This window comes from Fortiea contorta PCC 7126, from assembly GCF_000332295.1.
Taxonomy (GTDB): Bacteria; Cyanobacteriota; Cyanobacteriia; order Cyanobacteriales; family Nostocaceae; genus Fortiea; species Fortiea contorta.
Genome location: NZ_KB235930.1, coordinates 353,946 through 377,377, shown reverse-complemented (window position 1 = coordinate 377,377; position 23,432 = coordinate 353,946). Strand labels below are relative to the sequence as shown.

Here is a 23,432-nt window from a genome sequence, read left to right as displayed (position 1 = left end):
ATGAAGATTTTACATCTTAGTACATGGGATATTAAAGGTGGTGCAGCTCGTGCTGCCTATCGATTGCACAAGGGATTACGGGATATCAACGTGCATTCGCAGATGTTAGTGCAGGATAAATCTAGCGACGACAAAACAGTACTTGCAAGTAAAACTAGATTAATTCAAGGTATAGAACGGGCAAAATTAACCTTTGATGCCTTGCCATTAAAGCTTTATCAGCAGCGTCCTGAAACGTTATTTTCCATCCAATGGATACCGGATAGAGTTATTTCTAAAGTCAATCAAATTTCACCAGATATTATACATTTACACTGGATTAGTGCTGGATTCATGCAAATAGAAACTATATCCAAATTTAAGAAACCTTTAGTTTGGACTCTGCATGATATATGGCCCCTAACTGGAGGATGTCACGTAATTGGGGAATGCGATCGCTACATGATTAATTGTGGTGCTTGTCCTCAATTAGCAAGTACAAAAGAAAAGGATTTATCCTATTGGACATGGCAACGTAAAGCTAAAGCATGGAGAAACTTAAATCTAACTCTCGTTTCACCGAGTTCTTGGCTAGCTAATTGCGCTCGTAGCAGTTCCTTATTTAAGGACTTACGAATCGAGACTATTCCCCACGGGCTTGATACTAAAATCTATAGACCAATCGCTCGCAAAACAGCACGAGAATTACTCAATTTACCTCAAGATAAACAACTCATTCTCTTTGGCGCAGTAGATGCAACTAGTGATAAAAATAAGGGATTTCATTTTTTGCAAGCATCTCTGCAAAATTTAAGCAACTCTAACTGGAAAGATAAATTAGAAGTAGTTGTTTTTGGAGCATCTCCACCAGAAAATCCTCCTGATTTAGGCTTTAAATGCCACTATCTAGGTCATCTTAATGATCATCTCTCTTTAGCTGTTGTTTACTCAGCTAGTGATGTCATGGTTGTACCATCTTATCAAGAATCCTTTGGGCAAACTGCTTCTGAATCTTTAGCTTGCGGTACTCCAGTTGTGGCATTTAATGCAACAGGTTTAAAAGATATTGTTGACCATCAACAAAACGGCTACTTAGCAAAACCTTATGAAATTGAAGATTTAGCAAAAGGAATTACTTGGATACTTGAAAACCCAGAACGACACGACAAGTTATCTTATTATTCTCGTCAAAAAGCAGAACAAAAATTTACTGTAGAAATTCAAGCAAATCGCTATTTAAATCTTTTTAATGAGATATTAGTTAATTCTAATTAAATTTAATATTTATCAGGAAGAATTTAAAGATTGAAGAACACATCGTCTGAAGGAATTTTCAAAAGCTTAGAAGTTATAAGTGTTATCTTTTTACTTCTATTCGCAGAATCTTTAAATGCATCATTTATTCCATCATCTCTCATTAATATATTAAGCTATGGAATCATATTGATTTTAATCGTTGGAAGGCTAAAGCGGTTTACTTACGCTGCATCTAGAGATACTTCCTTAATTTTATTAATTGGAGTTGCGCTCGCTTCAGTATACTGGTCTATCAACCCATCTGATACTGCACAAGAGGTAAGAGCATTATTACGCTCTCTGTTTTTTAGTATATATTTGGCAATGCAATATACACCTAAAGAACTGATTCGCTTATTGTCTTGGGTAATTGGCTTTGCGTTAATACTTAGCTTTTTTGCGTCTCTAATGTTTCCAAGTTATACAATTTCTAGTGAGCCAGATAATTATTCCGCTTGGCAAGGTATTTTTAATCACAAGCAAATATTTGGTCGATTTCTCTCATTTGGATCTACTATTTTTATAAGTAACTTAATTGCGAAAAAAGGTAGTATCTGGAATAATTTAAGTTGGCTGGGTTTTATATTCATCCTGCTTATTTTTTCTCAAAGCAAGACAGGATTAATAGCATATTTATTAGTACTGTTATTTTTACCTGTATATAAAATTGTTGTTCAAAAACATGGTAGAGCACTCTTTTTATTGATAGCATTATTAATTACAAGTTTACTAATTATTTTAATTTCATTAAATATTGAAAATATAGTAGTTGGATATCTTGGTAAAAATCTTGAATTTAATGGAAGAACTCCAATCTGGACAATGATTATAGATAAAGGACTAGAAAGACCTTTTTTAGGATATGGCTATAATGCATTTTGGACTTCAAATGAGTCTACTTTTATTATTATGAATTCATGGGCAAGAGGGCAAGAGGGCTTTAGAACTGGTCAAATTATTTTCCATGCACACAATGGGTTTTTAGATTTATTTCTTCAACTAGGATTAATAGGTGTTATTTTATTTACATACAATTTGTTATTAACTATAATTAGAATTATTAATTTATTATTCACAACTAGACAATTTGAATATTTTTGGATGTTGCAATTTTTAGTTGTTTATTTAATCTTTAATTTATCTGAAGGTCAAACTCTATTATCTACTAGTAATATATTATGGATAATATATGGATTTATTTCTCTTTCTTCTTCCATACAATATAATCGCATCAAAAGTAATACAGCCAATTAATATAACTGTTCAAAACAACTCTACTACATCAAACTACAAAAAACTAATATGAATATTAAGCATTTAGCTGTCTTAATGACTTGTCATAATAGACGAGAAAAAACTTTAACTTGTTTACAACAATTGTCTCAACAAAACTTACCTGCTAACGTAAAAATTCAGGTATATTTGGTTGATGATTATAGTACCGATGGCACGCGAGAAGCGGTAATAAGTGCATATCCAGACATTAAGGTAATTCAAGGGAATGGAAATTTGTTTTGGAATGGAGGGATGCGATTAGCTTTTGCAGAAGCTATTCAATTGAATTACGATTACTACCTTTGGCTTAATGACGACACTTTGCTTTACTCCGAAGCCGTAAATACTTTATTAACAACATCTGATAATTTAAAGAGCTTAGGACATCATCAAGCTATTGTAGTTGGTTCTACTCAAGACCCAGAAACAGGTGTACTAACTTATGGAGGTATGGTAAGAGATAGCTGGTGGCATCCTCTAAAATTTAGTCTCGTGCAACCAGATGTAGAAGCAAAACCTTGTCTAACAATGAACGGTAATTGCGTCCTTATTCACCGAGAAGTTGTCCAATCAATAGGAAATCTTGATGCAACTTTTACTCATAACACAGGAGATATAGACTATGGATTACGAGCGCAAAAACATAATTGTTCTATTTGGATAGTACCAGGATACGTAGGAACTTGTGAAAATAACGTTTCTGGATTGAAAATTTGGGAGCAAACTAATAAGAGCTTACGAGAACAATGGCATCAAGTTAATCAACCAAAGGGCTTGCCATTAAAAGAGTGGAAAACATTTGCATATAGGTACGCAGGTTGGTTTTGGCCAATCTATTGGCTACTTCCTTATGCAAGGTTGCTAATGAATATCAAATCTTTTTAAAGCGATAACATTGATTAGCATTAGGTGTTTTTCTGTGAAATGAATAAGCTAATTACTTAGTTATTCTTAATCACGATTAGATTTTTTTTGATAATTAATTCAGCAAAAGTTTGACATAATTGCAGATAAAAACTATTACCTGCTATAGATTGCTAGTCTAAGATATTGACAATGAGGAATAAAAATGAATTACAAAAATGATCTTCGTATAGCTTGGTTATTCCCTTCAATTGTGTTAGGTAACTATTGGCATCCTATTTTGTGTAATTTTACTAAAATTTTTAAAAATACAGTTGTTTATACTGGCGAATGGCCCGGATTTACCGAAGGATATGAAAATAGTTTTAATGTGGAATTAGTCGGTAAAACAAAACGCATACAAACCAGCCAATCATCAAAAGGGTATAGTCCTGGATTTGATTATTTATCTCCGGCTATTCTCAACCGTTTATTTCGATTTAGACCACAGATTATTTTTACACTAGCTTACTCTTTATGGAGTTTTATAGCTATGTTACTTAAACCAATATTTGGTTGGAAAATTGTGATTTATTATGAAGGTAGCGCGCCTACAGTTGATGCCTGCAACTCTACATTTCGTATCTTATGGAGACAGATGATTACACGTTTTGCAGATGCATTTGTTACTAATAACCAAAGAGGAAAGTATTATCTGACTAATACTTTAAAGGCTAAAAAAGAATTAGTAGTTGTCAAGCCTATAGAAGTACCAGATATGAAGGCAATGACGGCTCTACCAGCAAACATTGAAAGCACACAACTAAAATTACAACGTCCTATTTTTATTTTTGTGGGTCAAGTAATACACAGGAAAGGTATCCAGTTACTATTAGAAGCTTGTCTACTTCTTCAAGCCCAAAACTATCGTGATTATACTCTTTTAATTGTCGGTGATGGGCCGCAACGTGATGAATTACAAGTATTAACAAATCAATCTGGTTTACAAAATTGTGTGCAATGGTTGGGATGGATGGAATATGGTGTTTTGAGTGCGTATTTTCAAATGGCAGATGTATTTGTTTTTCCAACTTTAGAAGATACTTGGGGCATGGTTGTACTAGAGGCAATGGCGTTTAGTAAGCCTATTCTTTGTTCTAAATGGGCAGGGGCATCGGAGATGGTTGTAGAAGGAGAGAATGGTTATATATTTGACCCTCACAATCCTGAAAATTTGGCAAAATTGATGAAAAATTTTATAGATAATCCCACTTTGATAAATGCTATGGGTTCTAAATCTAAGCAATTAATATCCCAATACACACCAGAAACATCTGCCAATTTTTTAAGCGAAGTTATAGATGTTGTATTAAGTTAAATAATTTAGTGGTAGCTAAATTATTAACTGCACGCTGTTTCCAACTTTTCAAAACTAATTTTTTGATTATTTGTTTTTAAATTCAGGCTGCTAAATATATGAAAATACTGATTTTACATAATCGCTATCAGATGCCTGGTGGTGAGGATGTAGTTGTGAATACTGAAAAGGCTTTACTAGAAGCAAATGGTCATAACATAGCGTTTTTGGAGGTTAATAATGACCACATTACTAATCCTATACAAAAAGCTCAAACGGCAATTAATGCCATCTATTCACTTTCATCTAAAAAATTAGTAAGAGAAAAAATTGACAATTTTCAACCAGACATTGTACATATACACAACTTTTTCCCAGTGTTCTCACCTTCTGTTTACTACGCTTGCAAAGAAGCTAATGTGCCGGTTGTGCAAACTTTGCATAACTACCGTCTGTTGTGTTCTAACTATGCTTTATTTCGTGATGGAAAAGTTTGTGAAGACTGCCTTGGGAAATTTGTTCCTTGGCCCAGTGTGGTGCATGGTTGTTATCGGGGTAGTAGAACGGGTACAGCTTTTGTTGCAACCATGCAGTTTGTACATCAAACATTTCAAACTTGGTCTAGGATGGTAGATCAATATATTACTCTCACGGAATTTGCTCGCAATAAGTTTATTCAGGGAAATTTTCCAGAGTCAAAACTTGTAGTTAAACCAAACTTTATATACCCTGATCCTGGTCAAGGAAATGGGCAAGGTGAATACGCTTTATTTGTTAGTCGTCTCTCTTTTGAAAAAGGGATTGAAACACTATTAAAAGCTTGGAAACAACTTGGTAAAAAAATTACCCTCAAGATAGTGGGAGATGGGCCTTTATCTACTCTAGTCACTCAAGCAGTGGCACAAGGTTTAGAAGTGGAATGGTTAGGACATAGACCTTCAAACGAAGTTCATCAGCTAATGGGAGCAGCCAAATTTTTAGTAGTATGTGCAGAATGGTATGAAACATTTGGCTTAGTGGCAATTGAAGCTTTTGCAAAAGGAACTCCTGTTATTGCTTCTGATATTGGTGCTTTTGCAGAGTTAATTAGGCCTTATGATAATGGACTTTTGTTCCGTCCCGGTGACTCAAATGATTTAGTCGCCAAAGTAGAATGGATTCTTAATCACTCAGAAAATTTAGCTTCTATGCGTCGAGCGGCGCGCGCTGAATTTGAAGCAAAATACACCGCAGAGAAGAACTATCAGATGTTAATGAGCATTTATGAAAAAGTTTTGAGTCGTCACAAATACTAAATATTTATCAAACACAGTTTTTAATTGAAAAAGCTAAACCTCTGCTTAATAAACCTTGATACATGACGCAATGAAACTACTAAATAATAACCAAAATATTCATGATTTTTGCTACATTTTAGGAATGCGATTGGATGCTACTAGTTATGAAAATGCTACTCAACAGATTATAGATTGGGCACGCCAGCGACAAAATAAATACATTTGTGTTGCTAACGTTCACATGGTAATGGAAGTTTATGATGATTCTCAATTCGCCAGTGTAGTTAACAACGCCGATTTAGTCACACCGGACGGTATGCCTCTAGTTTGGACTTTAAGTGCGTTAGGTATAAAAAATGCTTCTCGCGTCTATGGCCCCACCTTAACTCTTCATGTATGCAAAGCATCTGTAGAAGCTGGTATTCCGATTGGACTTTATGGTGGAACATCGGAAAGTTTGACGGCATTTAATGCTTTTTTACATAAATGTTTTCCAGGAATTCAAATAGCTTGTCAAATTGCACCACCTTTTCGGCCATTAACAGCAGAAGAAGACCAAATATATACCCAACAAATAGTAGAGTCTGGTGCAAGAATTTTATTTGTAGGTATTGGTTGTCCTAGACAAGAATTGTGGATGGCGACTCATAAAGACAAGATTCATGCTGTAATGCTTGGTGTTGGAGCTGCTTTTGATTTTCATTCTGGTCGCGTCAAACAAGCTCCCAGTTGGATGCAGAAAAGAGGTATGGAGTGGATATTTAGACTGTTTATGGAGCCCAAGCGTTTATGGAAACGGTACTTTAAACATAATCCACGGTTTGTATTTTTGTTTCTTGTTCAATGGCTAGCAAGTTGGTTCGGTTGGAAACTTTTTAAAACCAATTCTTTGAAAAACAACAAATAGTTACGCAATAAAATTACGTAAGTTCACAATCAAAATTTGTACTGGAAATCAAATACTTGTCATGGTTAGATATCGTATAATTAACAGGCGAAATTTTCTATTTTATTTAGGATCTTTGACTAGTACATTTTTGTATAATTGTACTAATAAATTTGATAATCCCGTTTATGCTCAATTTAATCCTAAAAGAAATTTTTCAGTGATTAATAATGCTGCTTTACGCAAAATTTCTAATGTGAAAGGATTAGTTTATGGGGCACACCCAGGGGCAGAGTTAACAAAAGATCAACAATTACAGTTGTCTACTAGCAAGGAGTGTGGTATTTTAGTAGCAGGGTTTTATGCAGTTGAAACTCGACCAACTTCTAGTACTTTTAACTTTGCAGAAACTGACTTTTTTGCCAAGTTTGCTTCTCAAAATTCAATGCTTTTGCGTGGACATCCTTTAGTGTGGTATCAAGCTAACCCTAAGTGGTTAACTGATAAATTTAACAACCCTAAAACTACTTCTAAAGAAATCCAAAATATTTTAAGCAACCACGTATCAACGATTGTTAAACGTTATGCTGGAAAAATTCATTCTTGGGACGTTTTAAATGAGGCGATTGAGCCTAATGATGGGCGTCAAGACGGTTTAAGGGTGACACCGTGGTTAAAGTTTTTAGGGCCTGATTATATTGACCTTGCGTTTAGATTGGCTGCTAAAAACGATCCCAAAGCTTTACTTGTTTATAACGACTATGGTATCGAGCATGATACTCCTGAAGATGAAGCAAAACGAGCGGCTGTTTTGAAATTGCTCAAACATCTGAAATCTAAAGGTACGCCGATTCATGCTCTGGGAATTCAATCTCATTTAGCACCTGATAAAAAGTTTAACTTTACTAAACTAAGAAAGTTTCTCAAAGATGTCGCCAATCTTGGTTTAAAGATTATGGTGACAGAATTGGATGTGGTAGACAAAGATTTACCTGCAAATATAGACGAGCGCGATCGCATTATTGCCAGTGTCTATGAAGATTATCTCTCAACCGTTCTGCAAGAGCCAGCAGTAATCGCCGTAATTACGTGGGGATTAACTGATAAATACACTTGGCTTTCTTGGGAGAGTCCTCGCGCAGATGGTAAACCCGTGCGTCCCTTACCGCTAGACTCCAATTTTCAACGTAAGTTTGCATGGAATGCGATCTCCAGAGTTTTCGATAAAGCTCTAAAACGTTAACTTCTAAATTAAATTCAGCATCTAGATTGTGATAAATTTCACAAAAAATAGTCAATTATCAAATAATATCAAGTGAATTTGCCATGTTTACAAATAAAAACACTACAGTAATTCCTAAAATTATAGGATTCTATAATGTAATTAAATTGTTGAGATTTAAAAATTATGGATTACGTTTAGATTCTCCAGACCGCTTAATACTTGAAAACACAATCATTCCTTATTTTATTTCAGAAAATAAGTTGTCTAGAGTTCTATTTGTTGGTTGTGGTTGGTATACAAAATCATATAGTAGTCTGTTTAAAAATCAAGAATATTGGACAATAGAAATTGACCCTAATAAAAAAATATATGGTTCTAAAAACCATATTATTGATGGGCTACAAAACCTAGGTAAATATATTGAAAATGATTTTTTTGATTTAATTATCTATAATGGCGTTTTTGGGTGGGGAATTAATAGCAGAGAAGATACTGAAGAATCTTTCAAGCAGTGTTTTAATTGCCTGCGTCAGGGGGGAATTTTAGTATTTGGCTGGAATGACGTACCAGAACATAAACCTTTTCCTGTGCTTCAAGAGTGTCAAGCGCTGAAGAAATTTGCACCTTATTTCTTTCCTCCTCTTCAGACAACTGAATATTTAACGCCGGCAACTATGAGCCACACGTTTAATTTCTACATAAAACCTTTTGCTTAAAAATTACTTTAATGCGGGGAATGCTGTCTAAAATTTTTTTAATAAAAGTCTTAAAATAATTGCAACTCCATATTAAGCGCAAACGATATCAAAGTTAGAACACAATCAATCCATCAGGGAGATAGTTTATGACATACAAATATTTATCAATCGTTAATTTTAAGCCTGATTTAAGATCAGCTAAAGACACGCGAGTTCAAAAAGGACTAGCAATTAAAGTACTCCGCGTAGTAACACTTGTGTTGCTGGATATTATTTCCTTAAAGTTTGCATGGGAGTTAGCAGTATCTTTAGGAACTCCATTAGAATCTAAATGGACTGAAAATTTATCATTCCAGATACTAACTTTAATAGTAGTAATAGGAATGTTGTCAGCCCAGGGACTATATGATGCTGGTGTTGAACGTCGCAACTACTTCCGGCTGATAAAAGTAGTATCGCTATCAGAATGTTTGCTGCTGTTAATTGCATTTCTCTACGAACCAAATCGCTACATATCTCGCTCAACCTTTATACTTTTTTGGCTATTTTCTATAATTTTCATCAGCTTAGATCGCTGGATATTTGATGTTGCGACTAACCTAGTACGTAAACGGGGGTCAGTTCGTCATCCAGTTTTTCTGATTACAGATTTAGAAGACCAGGAAAATAGCGTTAGGTTAATTGAAAAAGAAAACTGTTACACACTGATGGGAGTAGCTGAGGCTAGTTCTCTCGACAGAGATAATCGAGAAGCTACGTTAGAATCTCTTCGGAAACAAGGGATTGTTGAAGTTTTTATTTCTTGGAATGCAATTAAGAATCGTTTATATATTTCTTGGCATTTCATGAATGCTGGTATTACTATCTGGATTTTGCCCACAGATAAAGAGGTTCTTCCCTCTAATTCCGTACTATCTAAAGTTGGTGAAGTAGCTTGTTTGTCAATTCCAGCACCAATTATTGTTGGCGGCGATTTTTGGGTAAAACGTGGCTTTGACCTTTTTTGCGCCACTATTTTGTTATTTATACTTGCACCTGTTTATTTGTTCATCGCCATCTTGATTAAGTTAGATTCTCCTGGTCCAGTCTTTTTTAAACAGAAGAGAATTGGTCTACATTGTCAGCCATTCGAGATATGGAAATTCCGGACAATGATTGTTAATGCTGAAAAATTACAGTCATCCTTAGAAGCTAAAAATGAAATTAAAGATGGTGTTTTGTTTAAATTAAAGGGAGATCCCAGAGTGACGAGAGTTGGAAAATTTCTCCGTCGTTACAGCTTGGATGAATTACCACAAATTTTTAATGTATTACTTTGCGAAATGAGTCTAGTTGGGCCACGTCCTTTGCCGATTAGAGATGTAGAAAAATTTAAAACAAAACACTTTATTCGACAAGAAGTGCTTCCGGGAATTACCGGATTATGGCAGGTTTCAGGTCGCTCGGATATCGATAATTTTGAAGATGGAGTCAAATTAGATATTTCATACATTGAAAATTGGTCTATTGGTCTAGATTTGAAAATTTTGTTTAAAACTGTGGGTGTAGTCTTGCAAAAGACTGGTGCTTATTAAATAAATGCTGGGACGTTGAAATAAATTAGTGGTTGATAAAAATGCAAAAAATCCTCCGTGGGTTGAAAAGAGTCATTCCCGAAAAGTTTTTGCACCGAGTTCAATACATCCACTCTCGCTCGGTAAATAGATGGATATTACAACACCATAGTGAAGTTTTAAAAATCAATCAGAAATCGACTATGGTTTTTTCTCCTCACCAGGATGATGAGACGTTTGGTTGTGGAGGAATGATTTCGCTCAAACGCGAACAGGGAACACCAGTAGTTGTAGTTTTTATTACAGATGGTCATGGTTGCGGTGGTTCTAAGCCGCTCTCCAAAGATAAAATCATCGAAATGCGTCAGCAAGAGGCGATAACAGCACTGGGAATATTAGGTGTTGCTGCGTCAGAAATTCACTTTTTACAAAAGCCAGATGGTCAATTACAAAGTTTACAAACAGAAGAAAGAAAAAAGACAATTGCACAAATAGTTCAACTTTTCAAAACTTATCAACCAGAAGAAGTATACGTTCCTCACCGTAAAGATTCACATGCAGATCATCAAGCGACATATGAGTTAGTTAAGGAAGCAATCAATCAGGCTAAAATTACTATAGATTTACTACAGTATGCGATTTGGTTATTTTGGGAATCTCCACTGTTTGTACAACTGAAGTTGCAATATTTATCTGCTGCTTACCAACTATCCATTTCGTCAGTACAGCATAAAAAAACTCAAGCTATAGCTGCTTATCGTTCCCAACTTGAATGTTTACCTCCAGGTTTTGTCAAACTTTTCTTTAATCCTAATGAAATTTTCTTTAAGGTTAAATGAATGTTTGAATTTTCCTGCTAATTACAATATTCGGAAGTGTGCTTAATGAAAACTGGCACATTTCTAAATAAAAACGTTTTTATTTTTTAGGGTGCTTCGTAACAACAATACTTGCCATGAAAATCTTGAGCGCAATCAACATCCTCCAATCAAAACTCAAAAAAGAAAAAATGAGTGGTGTCTTAGCTAAAGTTATCAAAAAGCTATATCGCTTACTCACTAATCCCGTTTATAGATATTTTTATAAACCTTCAGGAGTTATTTATCTTGAGATGTCTGAAGATAATGACAACAAAGATTATCGACAAATAATAAATCTGGATCAAGCTTCACAATACAATATATATGTAACATTTGATTCTAAGATTGACACAGATTTAGATGTTAGTATAGCTGTCATCAACAGAGATAAGATGTTGGTGTCGGGCGCATCATGGCAATGGGAATCAGGACGAATTTTACCACCTAGAAGGAATAATATTTTTACCAAAAGACATTTTTATACTATTTCCAAAAAAATCGATGGTACTGTGTTTTCAATGGTCACAGGAGGAGCAGGTGAATATAATTATTTTCACTGGCTATTTGATTGTCTTCCGAGATTGCATCTTTTAAGGTTAGCTGGGTTGTATGATGAGATAGATTTATTTTTTGTGCCGTCTTTGCAGTATTCATTCCAACGAGAAACATTAAAATATTTAGATATCGATCTAGAACGGACTATTGAAAGTACGTCTTATCCTCGGATTAAAACTAAAAAATTAATAGTTACTGATCATCCGGTTGAAGCAGGTACAGAACCTATTCCCGGATGGATTTGCAATTTTTTACGGCAGTCCTTTCTTAAAAAAGCCATCAATTCACAACTAAATTCTAGGCAAATTTATATTAATAGGAAAGATGCAATTAATAATCGCATAATTTTGAATGAAGATGAATTAATTCAGGCTTTAGAAAAACTTGGTTTTATTTCAATTTCCGCAACTAATTATTCTTTGTGTGAGCAAATTGGTATTTTTGCAACTGCAGAAGCTATTGTCGCAGCACATGGTGCGGGGCTAGGGAATTTGGTTTTTTGTCAACCAGGAACTAAGGTTGTGGAGATATTTAACTATGAATTTCAACCAAAAATGTATGAAAATTTATCCCACAAAATAGGTTTGGTTTATAAAAAGATTGTCACTGGAGGAGTCAGTCATAAAGATCCTCTACGCTCTGACATTATTGTGAATGTAGAAGAGGTAATTAATGCCTTATCTTCTGTAGATGTACAAACTGTGACAAACACCTAGTGAGAGCCTCAATATTTGGCTATGTTGAACGTGCTTTGTGAAAACAGAAAACCCGCTATAGCGGGTTTAAACACAACAAAACTATGAACTCTGAACACTTGATTTAGCCGAAATACTTCATCTCTGCTTCTAGCTGTTGAATTAGCTTCTCATCGTCTTTGGCTTTAGCTACTTGCAGGCGATGTTCTAGGCTCTTCTGAATATTCTGTCTATGAGCGTCTTTTGCATTCGTCATAGCTTGCATTCTATTAGTACTCATAGTGATTACCTCTTTAGTTGGTTTTATATGTCTTGTAATCATAACATAGCATAAATTTTGTAGCTGTTGTTACAGAAAATATTTTTTTAGTGTAATTTTCTAAAAAGTTATGTGAAAACAGCAGATGAAACCAGAAAGACTCCTCACCTTACTGAGTGACTTTGGCGATCGCGACGTGTATGTGGGCGTGATGAAAGGGGTTGTGGCTCAAATCAACTCTGGGCTGACGATAGTAGACTTAACCCATCAGATACCGCCGCAAAATATCGTCGCAGGTAGATTTTGCTTGATGAATGCTTACTCCTACTTCCCAGAAGGGACAGTGCATGTGGCGGTAGTAGATCCGGGTGTCGGTGGTGCGCGAAGGGCGATCGCTGTAGAATTTGCTCAAGGATTTTTGGTAGGGCCGGATAACGGCATATTTAGTGGGGTACTCAGTCAAAGTCCAGCAATTAGCGCTGTCGAACTGACAAATGCTGATTATTGGAGAACTCCACAACCAAGCAAAACTTTTCATGGTAGAGATATCTTTGCAGCAGTTGGGGCTAGATTAGCCAGCGGTACACCTCTGCAATGGTTAGGACGCGAAATTGATTGTCAAACTTTGGTAAGTCTACATATCCGCGATCGCCAAAAAACAACCACCGGGGTAGTGGGTTACATTCAATATATTGACCACTTTGGGAACTTAGTTAGTAATATCCCCAAAAGTGACATCCAAGGCCAAAATTGGTGTGTACAAGTCAGTGGGTTAAGGATACCAGGGCGTGAAACCTACGGTGATGTGCAGATGGGTGAGGCGATCGCTTTAGTTGGAAGTCACGGCTGGGTAGAAATTGCCATCAATGGTGGTAACGCCAACTTACAATTGCAGATTAACTGGGAAGATACTGTAGAAGTCATTAATTATTAAACTGGATAAGAGGGATAATTCACAACTCCTCATCTATATCTTTATTTATATGGCTATGCAAACAGTATCTGCACCAGAAGTATATCAAGGTCAGTTTGGGGAATTTACCATTACTCAAAGCGATCGCACGGGTGTGATCATCTACCGCAGTGGGTTAATGGTAGCAGCACTCAGCTTTGCCATCGGTAGTGCTTTCGTTCTGTCGAGCAACGACCCAAACATTTTTCACCTACTGACCCCACTATATGCTTGTTTTAGTCTCGCCCTTGGCGTTAGTCTACTAACTATCCATATTTACATGGCGCTGCTACATCGAGTTTTACAAGTTTTTTGGGCGATCGGTAGCATTGCATCGGTAATATTGGCATTTTCTAGCAACGCACCTTTGGCTGTGAGCATTTATCATCAGCCAATGGCTCTCTTTGCAGTCGGTTTCACCTTCGCTGCTTTGACAGGTATTTATTTTAAAGAAGCTTTTTGCTTTAATCGCCTAGAAACAAAAATATTAACACTAATCGTGCCGTTACTGTTGTTAGGACATTTAGTGGGGATTTTACCTACTCCATGGGAAGAGGTACTCTTAGGTATTTGGGCAATTTTATTTTTGATATTTGCTTTGCGGAAGTCAGTACAAGCCATACCTCCAGATATTGGAGATAAGTCTGTATTTAGTTATTTGCAAGGACAACACTGAGAATCATTTAGTTCATCAGGGCGATCGCTAAACCATTAACGAATGACAATCACCACTCACCACTGTACTATTGTGGGGATTGGGGAATTTCGTCAAAAGACAGCTTGAGGCGTGAGTTTATGGAAAGTATCGTTCAATCTCCTTATACCAGTGAACAAATAGCCGCTTGGTTGCGTGGACTGCTGACGATCGCTTGGGCAGATGGTAACTTCGATAGTCAAGAACAACAATCGATTGCTAGCATTACTCAAGATCAATTAGCACCGGGCCTTAACTCGGAATCACTCGAAGTAATTGAGCCTGCACAATTAGCTACAATAATAGGTAAAGGTACACCAGCAGCGGAGAACTTTTTACGCACAGCAGTGATGGTAGCGATCGCTGACGGTACATATTCACCAAGCGAAGACCAAGTACTGCATCAGTTTTGCCAAGCCCTAGAACAACCCGACGATATCCTTAAAGCTCTACGCCAAACCCTGGAAACTCCAGAGCAAGTAGCGATCGCTCCAACTGCTCCCAAAGCACCCGCGCCCGACACACTCACCCCCATACGTAACTGGCTAGATGGATTGGACATCCAAGACCCCGCAGTGGCTCGCTTTTTATGTAAAATGATACCTTCTCAATGCCCTTTTGAGCGCGATATTACCCTGTTTAAACACAAAATTGTGCATATTCCCCCATTGTGCAAAATTAACCCCCTCTATGAACAAATGGTAGGCTTGCGTTTTCGTGCTCTCTCCTACCTAGCAGATGAGTGTGGCGAAGATGTTTCACCATATATTTAGTTAATAGTCAAGAGTCCAAAGTTTTTGACCCTAGACTCTGGACTATTAACTTGGGACTATTAACCATAGACTAACTATGCAATTTATCGATCAATCCGTAATTGAAGTTGAAGCAGGTAAGGGTGGCGATGGTATCGTCGCCTTTCGCCGCGAAAAATACGTACCCGCAGGTGGCCCCTCTGGCGGTAATGGCGGGCGCGGTGGTTCAGTGATTTTCGTGGCGGTAGAAAACCTGCAAACCCTACTAGATTTTAGATATAACCACCTGTTTAAAGCCGAGAATGGCGCTCGTGGTGGGCCGAATAATTGCACCGGTGCAGGTGGAAAAGATTTAATTGTTGAAGTTCCTTGTGGTACAGCCATTTACGATGCTAGTACCGGAGCATTGCTGGGAGATTTAGTCGAGCCGGGAAAACCTTTTTTGGTAGCCGAAGGTGGTAAAGGCGGATTGGGAAACCAGCATTTTTTGAGTAACCGCAACCGCGCCCCAGAATACTCTCTCCCTGGACTACCAGGGGAAATGAAGGTGCTACGCTTGGAGTTAAAATTGTTAGCAGAAGTGGGAATTATTGGATTACCGAATGCGGGTAAATCTACCTTGATTTCCTCTTTATCCGCTGCACGTCCTAAAATCGCTGATTATCCCTTTACTACCTTAATTCCTAATTTGGGTGTAGTCCGCAAACCATCAGGAGATGGGACAGTGTTTGCTGATATTCCCGGATTAATTGCAGGCGCTGCTCATGGAGCGGGTCTGGGACACGATTTCTTACGCCACATTGAACGCACACGGGTGCTGTTGCACTTAATTGATGCTACTAGTGAAGATGTGGTGGGCGACTACAACACAATTAAGCAAGAATTGCAAGCGTATGGGCGAGGTTTAGCACAGCGTCCGCAGATTTTAGCACTGAACAAAATTGATGCTGTTGACCAGGAATTGGTAGATTTAGCAGCTTTAGCTACTCAACTGCATCATCTTTCTCAAGCTCCCGTTTTTATCATTTCAGCGGTGACTCGCAATGGGTTAGAGCCGATGTTACAAGAAATTTGGCAAATTCTTGATGAAATTAATGTTGTGGAGCAAGCAGAGATGATTGGGTAGTGGTGGGTGTTGCTGATGGGGAATGAAAATTCATCCTTCCTCACCTTCACATCCCAGAGTTAGCAGCATTTATCAAGATTTGCTCACAAATTAGCCTAGATGTGACGCAATTTTCCATCACCCATAGGATGATTGACATGGGGAAAGTTGAGATCGGCACTCTTGTAAGCTGAGGTAATTCTCATTCAGCTCCACAGTTGTCCAAGCAAAGATATATTTGAGAGTCTACCCCGCATAAATCCACTGTTTGTTGTTGAATCTATGAAGTCGTATTTAGCTGCTGCTATCCAATTGACAAGTGTGCCAGACCTGCAGAAAAACTTAGTACAGACAGAAGAGTTAATTGATCTGGCTGTGCGTCGAGGTGCTGAGTTGGTGGGTTTGCCGGAAAACTTTTCCTTTATGGGTGAGGAAAAAGATAAACTTGCTCAAGGGGATGCGATCGCCCGCGAAAGCGAAATATTTCTCAAAAAAATGGCGCAACGCTTTCAAGTTACCATCTTGGGTGGCAGCTTTCCAGTGCCTGTAGGTAACACAGGCAAGGCATATAATACCACTATACTGATTGATCCTAGCGGTCAGGAAATTGCTAGGTATCAAAAAGTACATTTATTTGATGTGAATGTTCCTGATGGTAACACCTATCAAGAATCCAGCACGGTTATGGCTGGTGAGCAATTACCTCCAGTGCATTTCTCGGAAAAATTCGGCAATTTAGGACTTTCTATTTGCTATGATGTCCGCTTCCCTGAACTGTACCGACATTTATCAGATAAGGGTTCTGATGTCATATTTGTGCCTGCAGCCTTTACGGCTTTCACGGGTAAAGACCATTGGCAAACATTACTACAAGCCAGAGCGATTGAAAATACCTGCTACGTGATTGCTCCCGCGCAAACAGGGACTCATTATGCACGCCGTCAAACCCACGGTCACGCCATGATTATCGACCCTTGGGGAGTGATTTTAGCCGATGCTGGCGAACAACCGGGAATAGCGATCGCCGAAATCAAACCCACTCGCCTCGAACAAGTCCGCCGACAAATGCCCTCTTTACAACACCGGGTATTTTAATCATAGTCAAGGGTGAGTGTAGACCTTTAGTGGAGACGTTGCATGGCAACGTCTCGCATTTTGTTTGAACACTGGCTTAATATTTCTTAACTCTAAACTGTTTTTGTCGCCGCACTGCTGCGAATTATTTGACAATATCTAGCAATACTGATTAAATCATTTACATACTTATTAAGAATATTTCTGGTAAAAATGGCAGTATTGAGGTTGCTAATTCCGGCTGTGGGTTTCTTTACCCAGTTAGTCGGGAAGTTTGTTGATAACTATTTCTGTTTATTTGTGAGAGCATCGTATTCTCTATTTGCTGTAATGCTGGTGATCAGCAAAAACAGCCTGGAATTGGTTAATTGGTAGCTTGAGCCGAAGGGATGCTGATATCTGCGTAACGTTTGGTACTTGAGTATTCTTTAAAGAACAGAGACAAGAATTAAACACTAGCTGAATTAAGCTTTTTCAAATCTGTAGCTACAGATCTATTGTCGTGCGAAGTTTTTTCACTTTAACAAAAATATACCTATAGGAATTAAAATAGTGAAACTTTATCTTTTACTTGTTAATTTAGCCTTAGTTAATATCGCCGCAATACCAACAGCATTTGCAGAATCAAAAAATATTAACAATGAAGAAAAAAAGCCTTCCATAACTATTACTAATATTCCCCAAATAAGTGAAATAGAACTTCCCGCTACAAGTGCAAAGTTACTAACACAACAGCCGGAAACAAATCAAAATCAAAACTGTCAGCCAGCATCTCAAAATAGAAATGAGGATGAAAAAAATCAACTGGATAAATGTAAACAGCTAGCACAAAATCAAGAGGAGACGACAGATATTGAAATTACCGTTACTGGAACTAAAACACCGCGTTCAGTGGACGATTCACCAGGAACCATAACTGTAATTGATACTGATGATATTGATAATCGACTGATTCAGAACTTAGATGATTTAATTCGTTATGAACCAGGAGTATCAACTAGCGGAGATCCGCGACGTTATGGGTTTCAAGATTTTAACATTCGCGGTATTGATGGGAACCGAATTTTATTGCAAGTTGATGGAGTACGTTTACCGGAATCCTTTAGTTTTGGTAGCACTCGGTTAGGAAGAAATTATGTAGATATCGAAACTCTCAAACGAGCAGAAATTATTCGCGGTTCAGCATCAACTCTTTATGGTAGCGATGCGATTGGTGGTGTCGTCACCTTTATTACGAAAGATCCTGAAGATTATCTACAAGAATCGGGAGATGATGCCTATTTTAGCAATAAGTTTGCCTACGACAGTAGCAACAGAGGTATTGCTGAAACAGCAACTGTAGCAGGTAGATCAGGTGATGTAGAAGGGTTATTAGTGTATACAAGACGCGATGGTTATGAACCCCAAATTAATAGCTCCCGCACTCCTAACCCCCAAGTTAGCAGCGCCAATAGTTGGTTAGCAAAACTAGTTTTTAACCTTAGTGATTTTCAAAAAATCAAACTTACAGGAGAATTCATTAACCTCACTACCAACACAGATGTGCTCACATCACGAGGAATTAACTTAGGTGTGCGTACAGATAATTTAAACGCCACAGACAAAACAAAACGCAATCGATATAACTTAAGTTACGAATACGATAATCCCAACAATTCATTATTTTTTCAAGTCTTACGTAGCCAAATTTATTATCAAGACGCCATCACCACAGAAGAATCAAACGAATTACGCCGCGCTACCGCACCGATTGCTACGGGAGAAGTAAACCGTCGTCGCTACCGCAACTCCAGTTATCAACAAAATACATTTGGCGGCGATTTACAGTTAGAAAGTAACTTTGATACAGGAAGCTTAATTCACAAATTAGTATATGGTGCAGAAGTTTCTCAAACAAAAACATCTCGGTTGCGCGATGGTTTTCAAGAGAATATAGCCAGTCCTGGAGTGATTGGTTTGAGAACAAATGTAGTCGGGCCGGATGCATTTCCTGTTAAAGATATCGCTGATACAGAAAATACTAAATTTGGGATTTATCTCCAAGATGAAATTACTTGGGGGAATCTGACTCTCATTCCTGGAATTCGCTACGATTCCTATAGTCTCAATCCCCAACCTGACCAAATTTATCGCAATTCTTCTCGAAATTTTCCCACATCAAAATTTTCAGATTCCGCCATATCACCGAAATTAGGCTTAGTTTATAAATTAACACCAGAACTAACGACCTTTGCTCAATATTCCCGTGGTTTCCGCGCTCCTACCGCCGAAGATATTAACCCTGCGTTCACTAATCCTGGCTTATATACAGTCATTCCCAACCCAGATTTAAAACCAGAGAGTAGCAATAATTTTGAATTAGGAATACGAGGCTCTTTCCCTGCTGGTAAATTCAGTTTCAGCGGTTTTTATAATACATATAATAACTTTATTGATACCTTTGGTAGAGTTATTCCCACATCAGGTTTAGCTGTGGGTACATTTCAAACTGTGAATCGTGGTGAAGTGCGTATTTATGGTTTAGAAGCCAAAGGCGAATTACCCTTGGGTTCTGGTTTTAGCTTGTTAGCCAGTACAAGTTATGCTGTCGGTGACGACTTACAAACTAATCAGCCCCTGGCTTCTATTGACCCATTGAGATTAGTAGCGGGACTACGATATCGCTCACCTCAAGATGTGTGGGGAACTGAATTAATTACCACCTATGCTAGTAGTCCTAGGGTTCCTAGAACTACAGATGTGCCTAATCCCTTTGTTCCAGAAAGCTATTTTACTCTTGATTTAATCAGTTACTATAACCTGAGTGAAAATGCGACAATCAATATTGGTATATTTAACATTTTGAATGAAAAATATTGGCGACGTGGAGATGTTCGAGGTTTAAGTGCAACTGACCCTAATATTGATTTATTTACTCAGCCAGGTATTAGTCTGACAGCAAGTTTGACAGTGCGATTTTAGTTTTGAATATTGAATGAGGGGACATTTATGCGACGTAATCAAATTATAGCTAGCATCGTGATGTTGACCGCTTTAATGACGACTGCTTACAGAGATTTTATCAATCCGCAAGATAGAGCGATCGCCCAAAATCAAACAGTCAGTAATATCTCTCTCAAATCGCAGAAAGCGCAAGTCAAAAAAGTCGTTGCTCTCACATCTTTATCTGCGGATATCATCGCTCGACTTGATCGAACCAAACTTGTTGGTATCACAGGCGGAAGTTTATTGAATAAAGATTCAAGATTTAAAAAGATTGTCCGTGTCAGCGAAGGACAAATACAACCAAATCTCGAAAAAATTGTCGCACTGAAGCCAGATTTAGTGATTGGTGCTGAGGGTTTTTCTAATCAAACAACTGAAAAATTAAAACAGTTGGGAATTAATACTTTGTTGACTAAAGTTGATAGCTGGGAAGCTTTAGAAGCCTGGAGGGGAGACGAAACAGCCTAAAAAGCTTGGTGTATAAGATGGGTAGCGTTTTGTGATAGAAAAAGGTAGGTCTAGTTTTGTCAATAAGACCTACTTAATGATAATGTTAGCTATATTGTACCAAAAGCACTTAAAAAGTCAATTGAGTTTAGCAGAATATCTGTTGCTAAAAATTTTGATACATCTGTTGCAGTCAATCAAAGAAGTAACTTTAGAAAAATTAGCGAATGCGCTACCTTTGGGAATTAAATTTGAAAGCAGAAGAAAAAGAATACAAAGATTTTTATCATTACCAAATCTCACAATTGAAAAAGTTTGGTTGCCAATTATTCAAGAACTAATAGCAAACTACTTCCAGAATGAAAAAATTATTTATATAGCAATTGATAGGACTAATTGGAGTCGGATAAACTTATTAATGGTCAGCGTGATTTGGGATAAAAGAGCCATACCAATATATTTTAGTTTGCTGCCCAAATTAGGTAGTAGTAATCTCACGGAACAGCAGAAAATATTATCGCCAGTTATAGCAATATTGAAAGATTATAAAATCTGTGTGTTGGGGGATAGAGAATTTTGCTCGGTAAAACTAGCAAAGTACCTTCAGAGCAAGGATGTATATTTTTGTTTGCGATTGAAAAAGAATGAATTTGTAGAAATTAAACAAGATATGTTTATGGAGTTAAGCAGTTTAGGATTAACTCCTGGAGTATCTTTTTTATCAAGGGAGTTAAGGTAACAAAGACTCAGGGTTTTATCAGTTTTAATGTGGCTGGTAAGTGGCAACGTAAAATTAACGGAGTAGCACCCAAAGAAGCATGGTTTATTTTAACAAATTTTGACACCCTAGAGTCAGCAATTGCTGCTTACAAAAAGCGATTTGATATTGAAGAAATGTTTAGAGATTTCAAAACAGGTGGCTATAACTTAGAAAACACTAATGTTCAAGGTGAACGTTTTATTTCTCTAGTTTTGTTGATAGCGATCGCTTACACCTCTGCAACAATTAATGGTCAACTTATTAAACGCAAAGGAATCCAAAAATATATAGCTCGGATTAAAGAAAGGAGTCGTTCTCAACGGAGACACAGTAGTTTTTATATCGGCTTATATGGTCAAACATGGGTACATTTCAAGGATAGCTGTATTGATTTAGTCACACAATTAATGAGAATTAATCGTAATAAGTGGAAGCATTATCAACAAGGTTTAAGAGCCATGAAGCTTATTGAATCTATATTGTAGCTTATTTCGTCTCCCCTTCAGTTTAGAAGCTCTAACTAAAAATCTAGCCCAGACTATCGGTGCTGACCCTCAACCTTTGCTGAACCGTTATCAAACTATTGTTAACAATCAACTGAATTGCCAAAATCTTAAATGCAATGTTCCTACTCTAGTCTTAGTAAGTCAGCAGCCAATATTATCACCTAATAAATCTAGTTGGTCTGGTAATTTACTGGCAAAATTTCAAGTGAAAAACTTAGCCGCTGAGTTACAAGGTAAAAGTCCAATTAAAGGTTATGTCACTTTATCTGCAGAGAAAGTTTTGCAAGCTAATCCAGAAGTGATAATTCTTGTTAATCCTCCCCAAGGAGGTTCAGAAACAATACTCAATTCATTTAAACGAGAACGTTTTTGGAATCAACTACAAGCAACAAAAAATAATCGGGTTTATGTTTTTGATTATTATGGATTTGTCAACGCAGGTAGTATTGATGCTATTGAAAAAGCTTGTAAGCAGCTAAAACAAGTTTTATCTAAATAGCGAATATTCAGTATAGAGACGTAAAATTTTACGTCTCTACATACAAATAAGATGAATTACAGCGCTTCTGGTGGAGAAATACCTGGACTGACAACGATACCATTGTTACTAGATTTCAGTCCTGGTTTAACGGTTGTTTGCGCTTTGTGATCTAATTGAAATAGGGATGACGAAGGCTGAATATCTACATCTGGTCGATGGGTTTGATCGGATTTGGCTTGCTGAGATAAGAAAGATAATCCACCCACCGCACCAGCAACTAGAGTTGCATAACCTAGGTATAGATGTATAGGTTGAATGTCTAAGGTTATTCCTGCGGTAGTGTTTTTTAATTGGTGGGAAGCTGGTGAAATTGATTTCACAGATGTTTTATTGTTATTAGTAGATTTTTGATTTGAGTTTAGCTGCTTTCTCGGTTTTATCGCTGAGGGTTTTTGTTCTGGGTTGATTATATTAGTATTTATAGTTGTTTTTTGAGAGTTTAATTTAACACTGGTTAAGCATTGAGATAATTCATTAATATGTTCTGCTTCTACATTTGTTGGTTGAGTGGTGTCTGCTACTTGTTGCTGTGCAAATTGTTGAAATGCTAAACCAATAGCTTCTCTGCTTACCGCTTTTAATAATATTTTTGCTTGTTCGTCTGAGGAACCTAGCATCTTTTGTAGAGTAGTCAAAACTCGGCGATAAACTTGGCTGCGATGGAGATCAGCTTCAATTTCGCTAAGTAGCGATCGCACTTGTTCTTGAGAAATTTCTATAGTATGATTGCCAGGAGCTTTTAACAAGTACATGGGTGTCGCTGTCATGATTATTATCTCTTTTCGTACTTGAAGAAAAATTGTTTTACCTGTATCATTTTTTCAACTAGTTTTTAGCCCAACCGGAGTGTTGGTGATG

20 protein-coding genes and 2 pseudogenes are annotated in these 23,432 nt (G+C 37.2%); 20 read left to right on the top strand and 2 right to left on the bottom strand.

The window, feature by feature from the left end:
* The 11 genes from MIC7126_RS0101805 to MIC7126_RS0101755 all read left to right on the top strand — a co-directional run bounded on the left by MIC7126_RS0101805 (position 1) and on the right by MIC7126_RS0101755 (position 12,520).
* On the top strand, positions 1-1,254 hold the full coding sequence (locus tag MIC7126_RS0101805) for a glycosyltransferase family 4 protein (protein ID WP_017651405.1): 1,254 nt from the start codon (positions 1-3) through the stop codon (positions 1,252-1,254).
* Positions 1,255-1,284: 30 nt separating this feature from the next.
* On the top strand, positions 1,285-2,529 hold the full coding sequence (locus MIC7126_RS0101800; protein WP_017651404.1) for an O-antigen ligase family protein: 1,245 nt from the start codon (positions 1,285-1,287) through the stop codon (positions 2,527-2,529).
* Positions 2,530-2,577: 48 nt separating this feature from the next.
* Positions 2,578-3,435 (top strand): glycosyltransferase family 2 protein, encoded by an 858-nt coding sequence (locus MIC7126_RS0101795; RefSeq protein ID WP_017651403.1) that lies wholly within the window; start codon positions 2,578-2,580, stop codon positions 3,433-3,435.
* Between the two features lie 184 nt (positions 3,436-3,619).
* On the top strand, positions 3,620-4,771 hold the full coding sequence (locus MIC7126_RS0101790; RefSeq protein ID WP_017651402.1) for a glycosyltransferase: 1,152 nt from the start codon (positions 3,620-3,622) through the stop codon (positions 4,769-4,771).
* Positions 4,772-4,869: 98 nt separating this feature from the next.
* The gene (locus tag MIC7126_RS0101785; protein ID WP_017651401.1) at positions 4,870-6,045 is read left to right on the top strand and encodes a glycosyltransferase family 4 protein; all 1,176 of its coding nucleotides are present in this window, start codon (positions 4,870-4,872) and stop codon (positions 6,043-6,045) included.
* 70 nt (positions 6,046-6,115) lie between these two features.
* Positions 6,116-6,934, top strand: coding sequence for a WecB/TagA/CpsF family glycosyltransferase (locus tag MIC7126_RS0101780; protein ID WP_017651400.1), 819 nt, complete (start codon positions 6,116-6,118; stop codon positions 6,932-6,934).
* Between the two features lie 61 nt (positions 6,935-6,995).
* Complete coding sequence (locus MIC7126_RS0101775; protein ID WP_017651399.1) at positions 6,996-8,156, top strand: endo-1,4-beta-xylanase; 1,161 nt, start codon at positions 6,996-6,998, stop codon at positions 8,154-8,156.
* Positions 8,157-8,239: 83 nt separating this feature from the next.
* Entirely contained in the window at positions 8,240-8,854 is a 615-nt protein-coding gene (locus tag MIC7126_RS0101770) for a polyamine aminopropyltransferase (protein ID WP_017651398.1), read from the top strand.
* 128 nt (positions 8,855-8,982) lie between these two features.
* Positions 8,983-10,410 (top strand): sugar transferase, encoded by a 1,428-nt coding sequence (locus MIC7126_RS0101765; RefSeq protein WP_017651397.1) that lies wholly within the window; start codon positions 8,983-8,985, stop codon positions 10,408-10,410.
* A 41-nt stretch (positions 10,411-10,451) separates the two neighbouring features.
* Positions 10,452-11,228: a PIG-L deacetylase family protein gene (locus MIC7126_RS0101760; RefSeq protein ID WP_017651396.1), complete on the top strand. Its 777-nt coding sequence runs from the start codon at positions 10,452-10,454 to the stop codon at positions 11,226-11,228.
* Between the two features lie 116 nt (positions 11,229-11,344).
* A complete protein-coding gene (locus MIC7126_RS0101755; RefSeq protein ID WP_017651395.1) occupies positions 11,345-12,520 on the top strand; it encodes a glycosyltransferase family 61 protein in 1,176 nt (391 codons plus the stop codon).
* Positions 12,521-12,623: 103 nt separating this feature from the next.
* Here the strand turns inward: MIC7126_RS0101755 and pirA are convergent, their stop codons facing one another.
* Positions 12,624-12,779: an arginine synthesis PII-interacting regulator PirA gene (gene pirA, locus MIC7126_RS31085; protein WP_169330791.1), complete on the bottom strand. Its 156-nt coding sequence runs from the start codon at positions 12,777-12,779 to the stop codon at positions 12,624-12,626.
* A gap of 124 nt (positions 12,780-12,903) precedes the next feature.
* Here pirA and MIC7126_RS0101745 point away from each other — a divergent pair, with 124 nt between their 5' ends.
* The 9 genes and pseudogenes from MIC7126_RS0101745 to MIC7126_RS26995 form a co-directional block, all read left to right on the top strand.
* Positions 12,904-13,692, top strand: coding sequence for an SAM hydrolase/SAM-dependent halogenase family protein (locus MIC7126_RS0101745; protein ID WP_017651393.1), 789 nt, complete (start codon positions 12,904-12,906; stop codon positions 13,690-13,692).
* Positions 13,693-13,741: 49 nt separating this feature from the next.
* Positions 13,742-14,386: a DUF2301 domain-containing membrane protein gene (locus MIC7126_RS0101740; RefSeq protein ID WP_017651392.1), complete on the top strand. Its 645-nt coding sequence runs from the start codon at positions 13,742-13,744 to the stop codon at positions 14,384-14,386.
* A gap of 119 nt (positions 14,387-14,505) precedes the next feature.
* Positions 14,506-15,177, top strand: coding sequence for a Mo-dependent nitrogenase C-terminal domain-containing protein (locus tag MIC7126_RS0101735; protein WP_017651391.1), 672 nt, complete (start codon positions 14,506-14,508; stop codon positions 15,175-15,177).
* A gap of 76 nt (positions 15,178-15,253) precedes the next feature.
* On the top strand, positions 15,254-16,282 hold the full coding sequence (gene obgE / locus MIC7126_RS0101730; RefSeq protein ID WP_017651390.1) for a GTPase ObgE: 1,029 nt from the start codon (positions 15,254-15,256) through the stop codon (positions 16,280-16,282).
* 261 nt (positions 16,283-16,543) lie between these two features.
* The gene (locus MIC7126_RS0101725) at positions 16,544-17,356 is read left to right on the top strand and encodes a carbon-nitrogen hydrolase family protein (protein ID WP_017651389.1); all 813 of its coding nucleotides are present in this window, start codon (positions 16,544-16,546) and stop codon (positions 17,354-17,356) included.
* Positions 17,357-17,887: 531 nt separating this feature from the next.
* Positions 17,888-20,296 carry a TonB-dependent hemoglobin/transferrin/lactoferrin family receptor gene (locus MIC7126_RS0101720; protein WP_017651388.1) on the top strand — a complete coding sequence of 803 codons (2,409 nt, stop codon included), beginning with the start codon at positions 17,888-17,890 and terminating at the stop codon, positions 20,294-20,296.
* Between the two features lie 27 nt (positions 20,297-20,323).
* On the top strand, positions 20,324-20,788 hold the full coding sequence (locus tag MIC7126_RS32370) for an ABC transporter substrate-binding protein (protein ID WP_017651387.1): 465 nt from the start codon (positions 20,324-20,326) through the stop codon (positions 20,786-20,788).
* Positions 20,789-20,870: 82 nt separating this feature from the next.
* A pseudogene (locus MIC7126_RS27000) lies at positions 20,871-22,012 on the top strand (IS4 family transposase).
* A 19-nt stretch (positions 22,013-22,031) separates the two neighbouring features.
* Positions 22,032-22,532, top strand: a pseudogene (locus MIC7126_RS26995) (ABC transporter substrate-binding protein); the annotation flags it as partial.
* 56 nt (positions 22,533-22,588) lie between these two features.
* Here the strand turns inward: MIC7126_RS26995 and MIC7126_RS0101700 are convergent.
* Positions 22,589-23,341 carry a hypothetical protein gene (locus MIC7126_RS0101700; protein ID WP_017651385.1) on the bottom strand — a complete coding sequence of 251 codons (753 nt, stop codon included), beginning with the start codon at positions 23,339-23,341 and terminating at the stop codon, positions 22,589-22,591.
* Positions 23,342-23,432 lie beyond the last annotated feature (91 nt).

Bases quoted from the DNA above. Each gene is read 5' to 3' on its own strand.
- MIC7126_RS0101775 (WP_017651399.1), top strand. From the start codon at position 6,996: ATGGTTAGATATCGTATAATTAACAGGCGAAATTTTCTATTTTATTTA.
- MIC7126_RS0101795 (WP_017651403.1), top strand. From the start codon at position 2,578: ATGAATATTAAGCATTTAGCTGTCTTAATGACTTGTCATAATAGACGA.
- MIC7126_RS0101700 (WP_017651385.1), bottom strand. From the start codon at position 23,341: ATGACAGCGACACCCATGTACTTGTTAAAAGCTCCTGGCAATCATACT.
- MIC7126_RS0101785 (WP_017651401.1), top strand. From the start codon at position 4,870: ATGAAAATACTGATTTTACATAATCGCTATCAGATGCCTGGTGGTGAG.
- MIC7126_RS0101735 (WP_017651391.1), top strand. From the start codon at position 14,506: ATGGAAAGTATCGTTCAATCTCCTTATACCAGTGAACAAATAGCCGCT.
- MIC7126_RS0101755 (WP_017651395.1), top strand. From the start codon at position 11,345: ATGAAAATCTTGAGCGCAATCAACATCCTCCAATCAAAACTCAAAAAA.
- MIC7126_RS0101790 (WP_017651402.1), top strand. From the start codon at position 3,620: ATGAATTACAAAAATGATCTTCGTATAGCTTGGTTATTCCCTTCAATT.
- MIC7126_RS0101805 (WP_017651405.1), top strand. From the start codon at position 1: ATGAAGATTTTACATCTTAGTACATGGGATATTAAAGGTGGTGCAGCT.
- obgE (WP_017651390.1), top strand. From the start codon at position 15,254: ATGCAATTTATCGATCAATCCGTAATTGAAGTTGAAGCAGGTAAGGGT.
- MIC7126_RS0101740 (WP_017651392.1), top strand. From the start codon at position 13,742: ATGGCTATGCAAACAGTATCTGCACCAGAAGTATATCAAGGTCAGTTT.
- MIC7126_RS0101725 (WP_017651389.1), top strand. From the start codon at position 16,544: ATGAAGTCGTATTTAGCTGCTGCTATCCAATTGACAAGTGTGCCAGAC.
- MIC7126_RS0101780 (WP_017651400.1), top strand. From the start codon at position 6,116: ATGAAACTACTAAATAATAACCAAAATATTCATGATTTTTGCTACATT.
- MIC7126_RS32370 (WP_017651387.1), top strand. From the start codon at position 20,324: ATGCGACGTAATCAAATTATAGCTAGCATCGTGATGTTGACCGCTTTA.
- MIC7126_RS0101770 (WP_017651398.1), top strand. From the start codon at position 8,240: ATGTTTACAAATAAAAACACTACAGTAATTCCTAAAATTATAGGATTC.
- MIC7126_RS0101765 (WP_017651397.1), top strand. From the start codon at position 8,983: ATGACATACAAATATTTATCAATCGTTAATTTTAAGCCTGATTTAAGA.
- MIC7126_RS0101760 (WP_017651396.1), top strand. From the start codon at position 10,452: ATGCAAAAAATCCTCCGTGGGTTGAAAAGAGTCATTCCCGAAAAGTTT.
- pirA (WP_169330791.1), bottom strand. From the start codon at position 12,779: ATGAGTACTAATAGAATGCAAGCTATGACGAATGCAAAAGACGCTCAT.
- MIC7126_RS0101745 (WP_017651393.1), top strand. From the start codon at position 12,904: ATGAAACCAGAAAGACTCCTCACCTTACTGAGTGACTTTGGCGATCGC.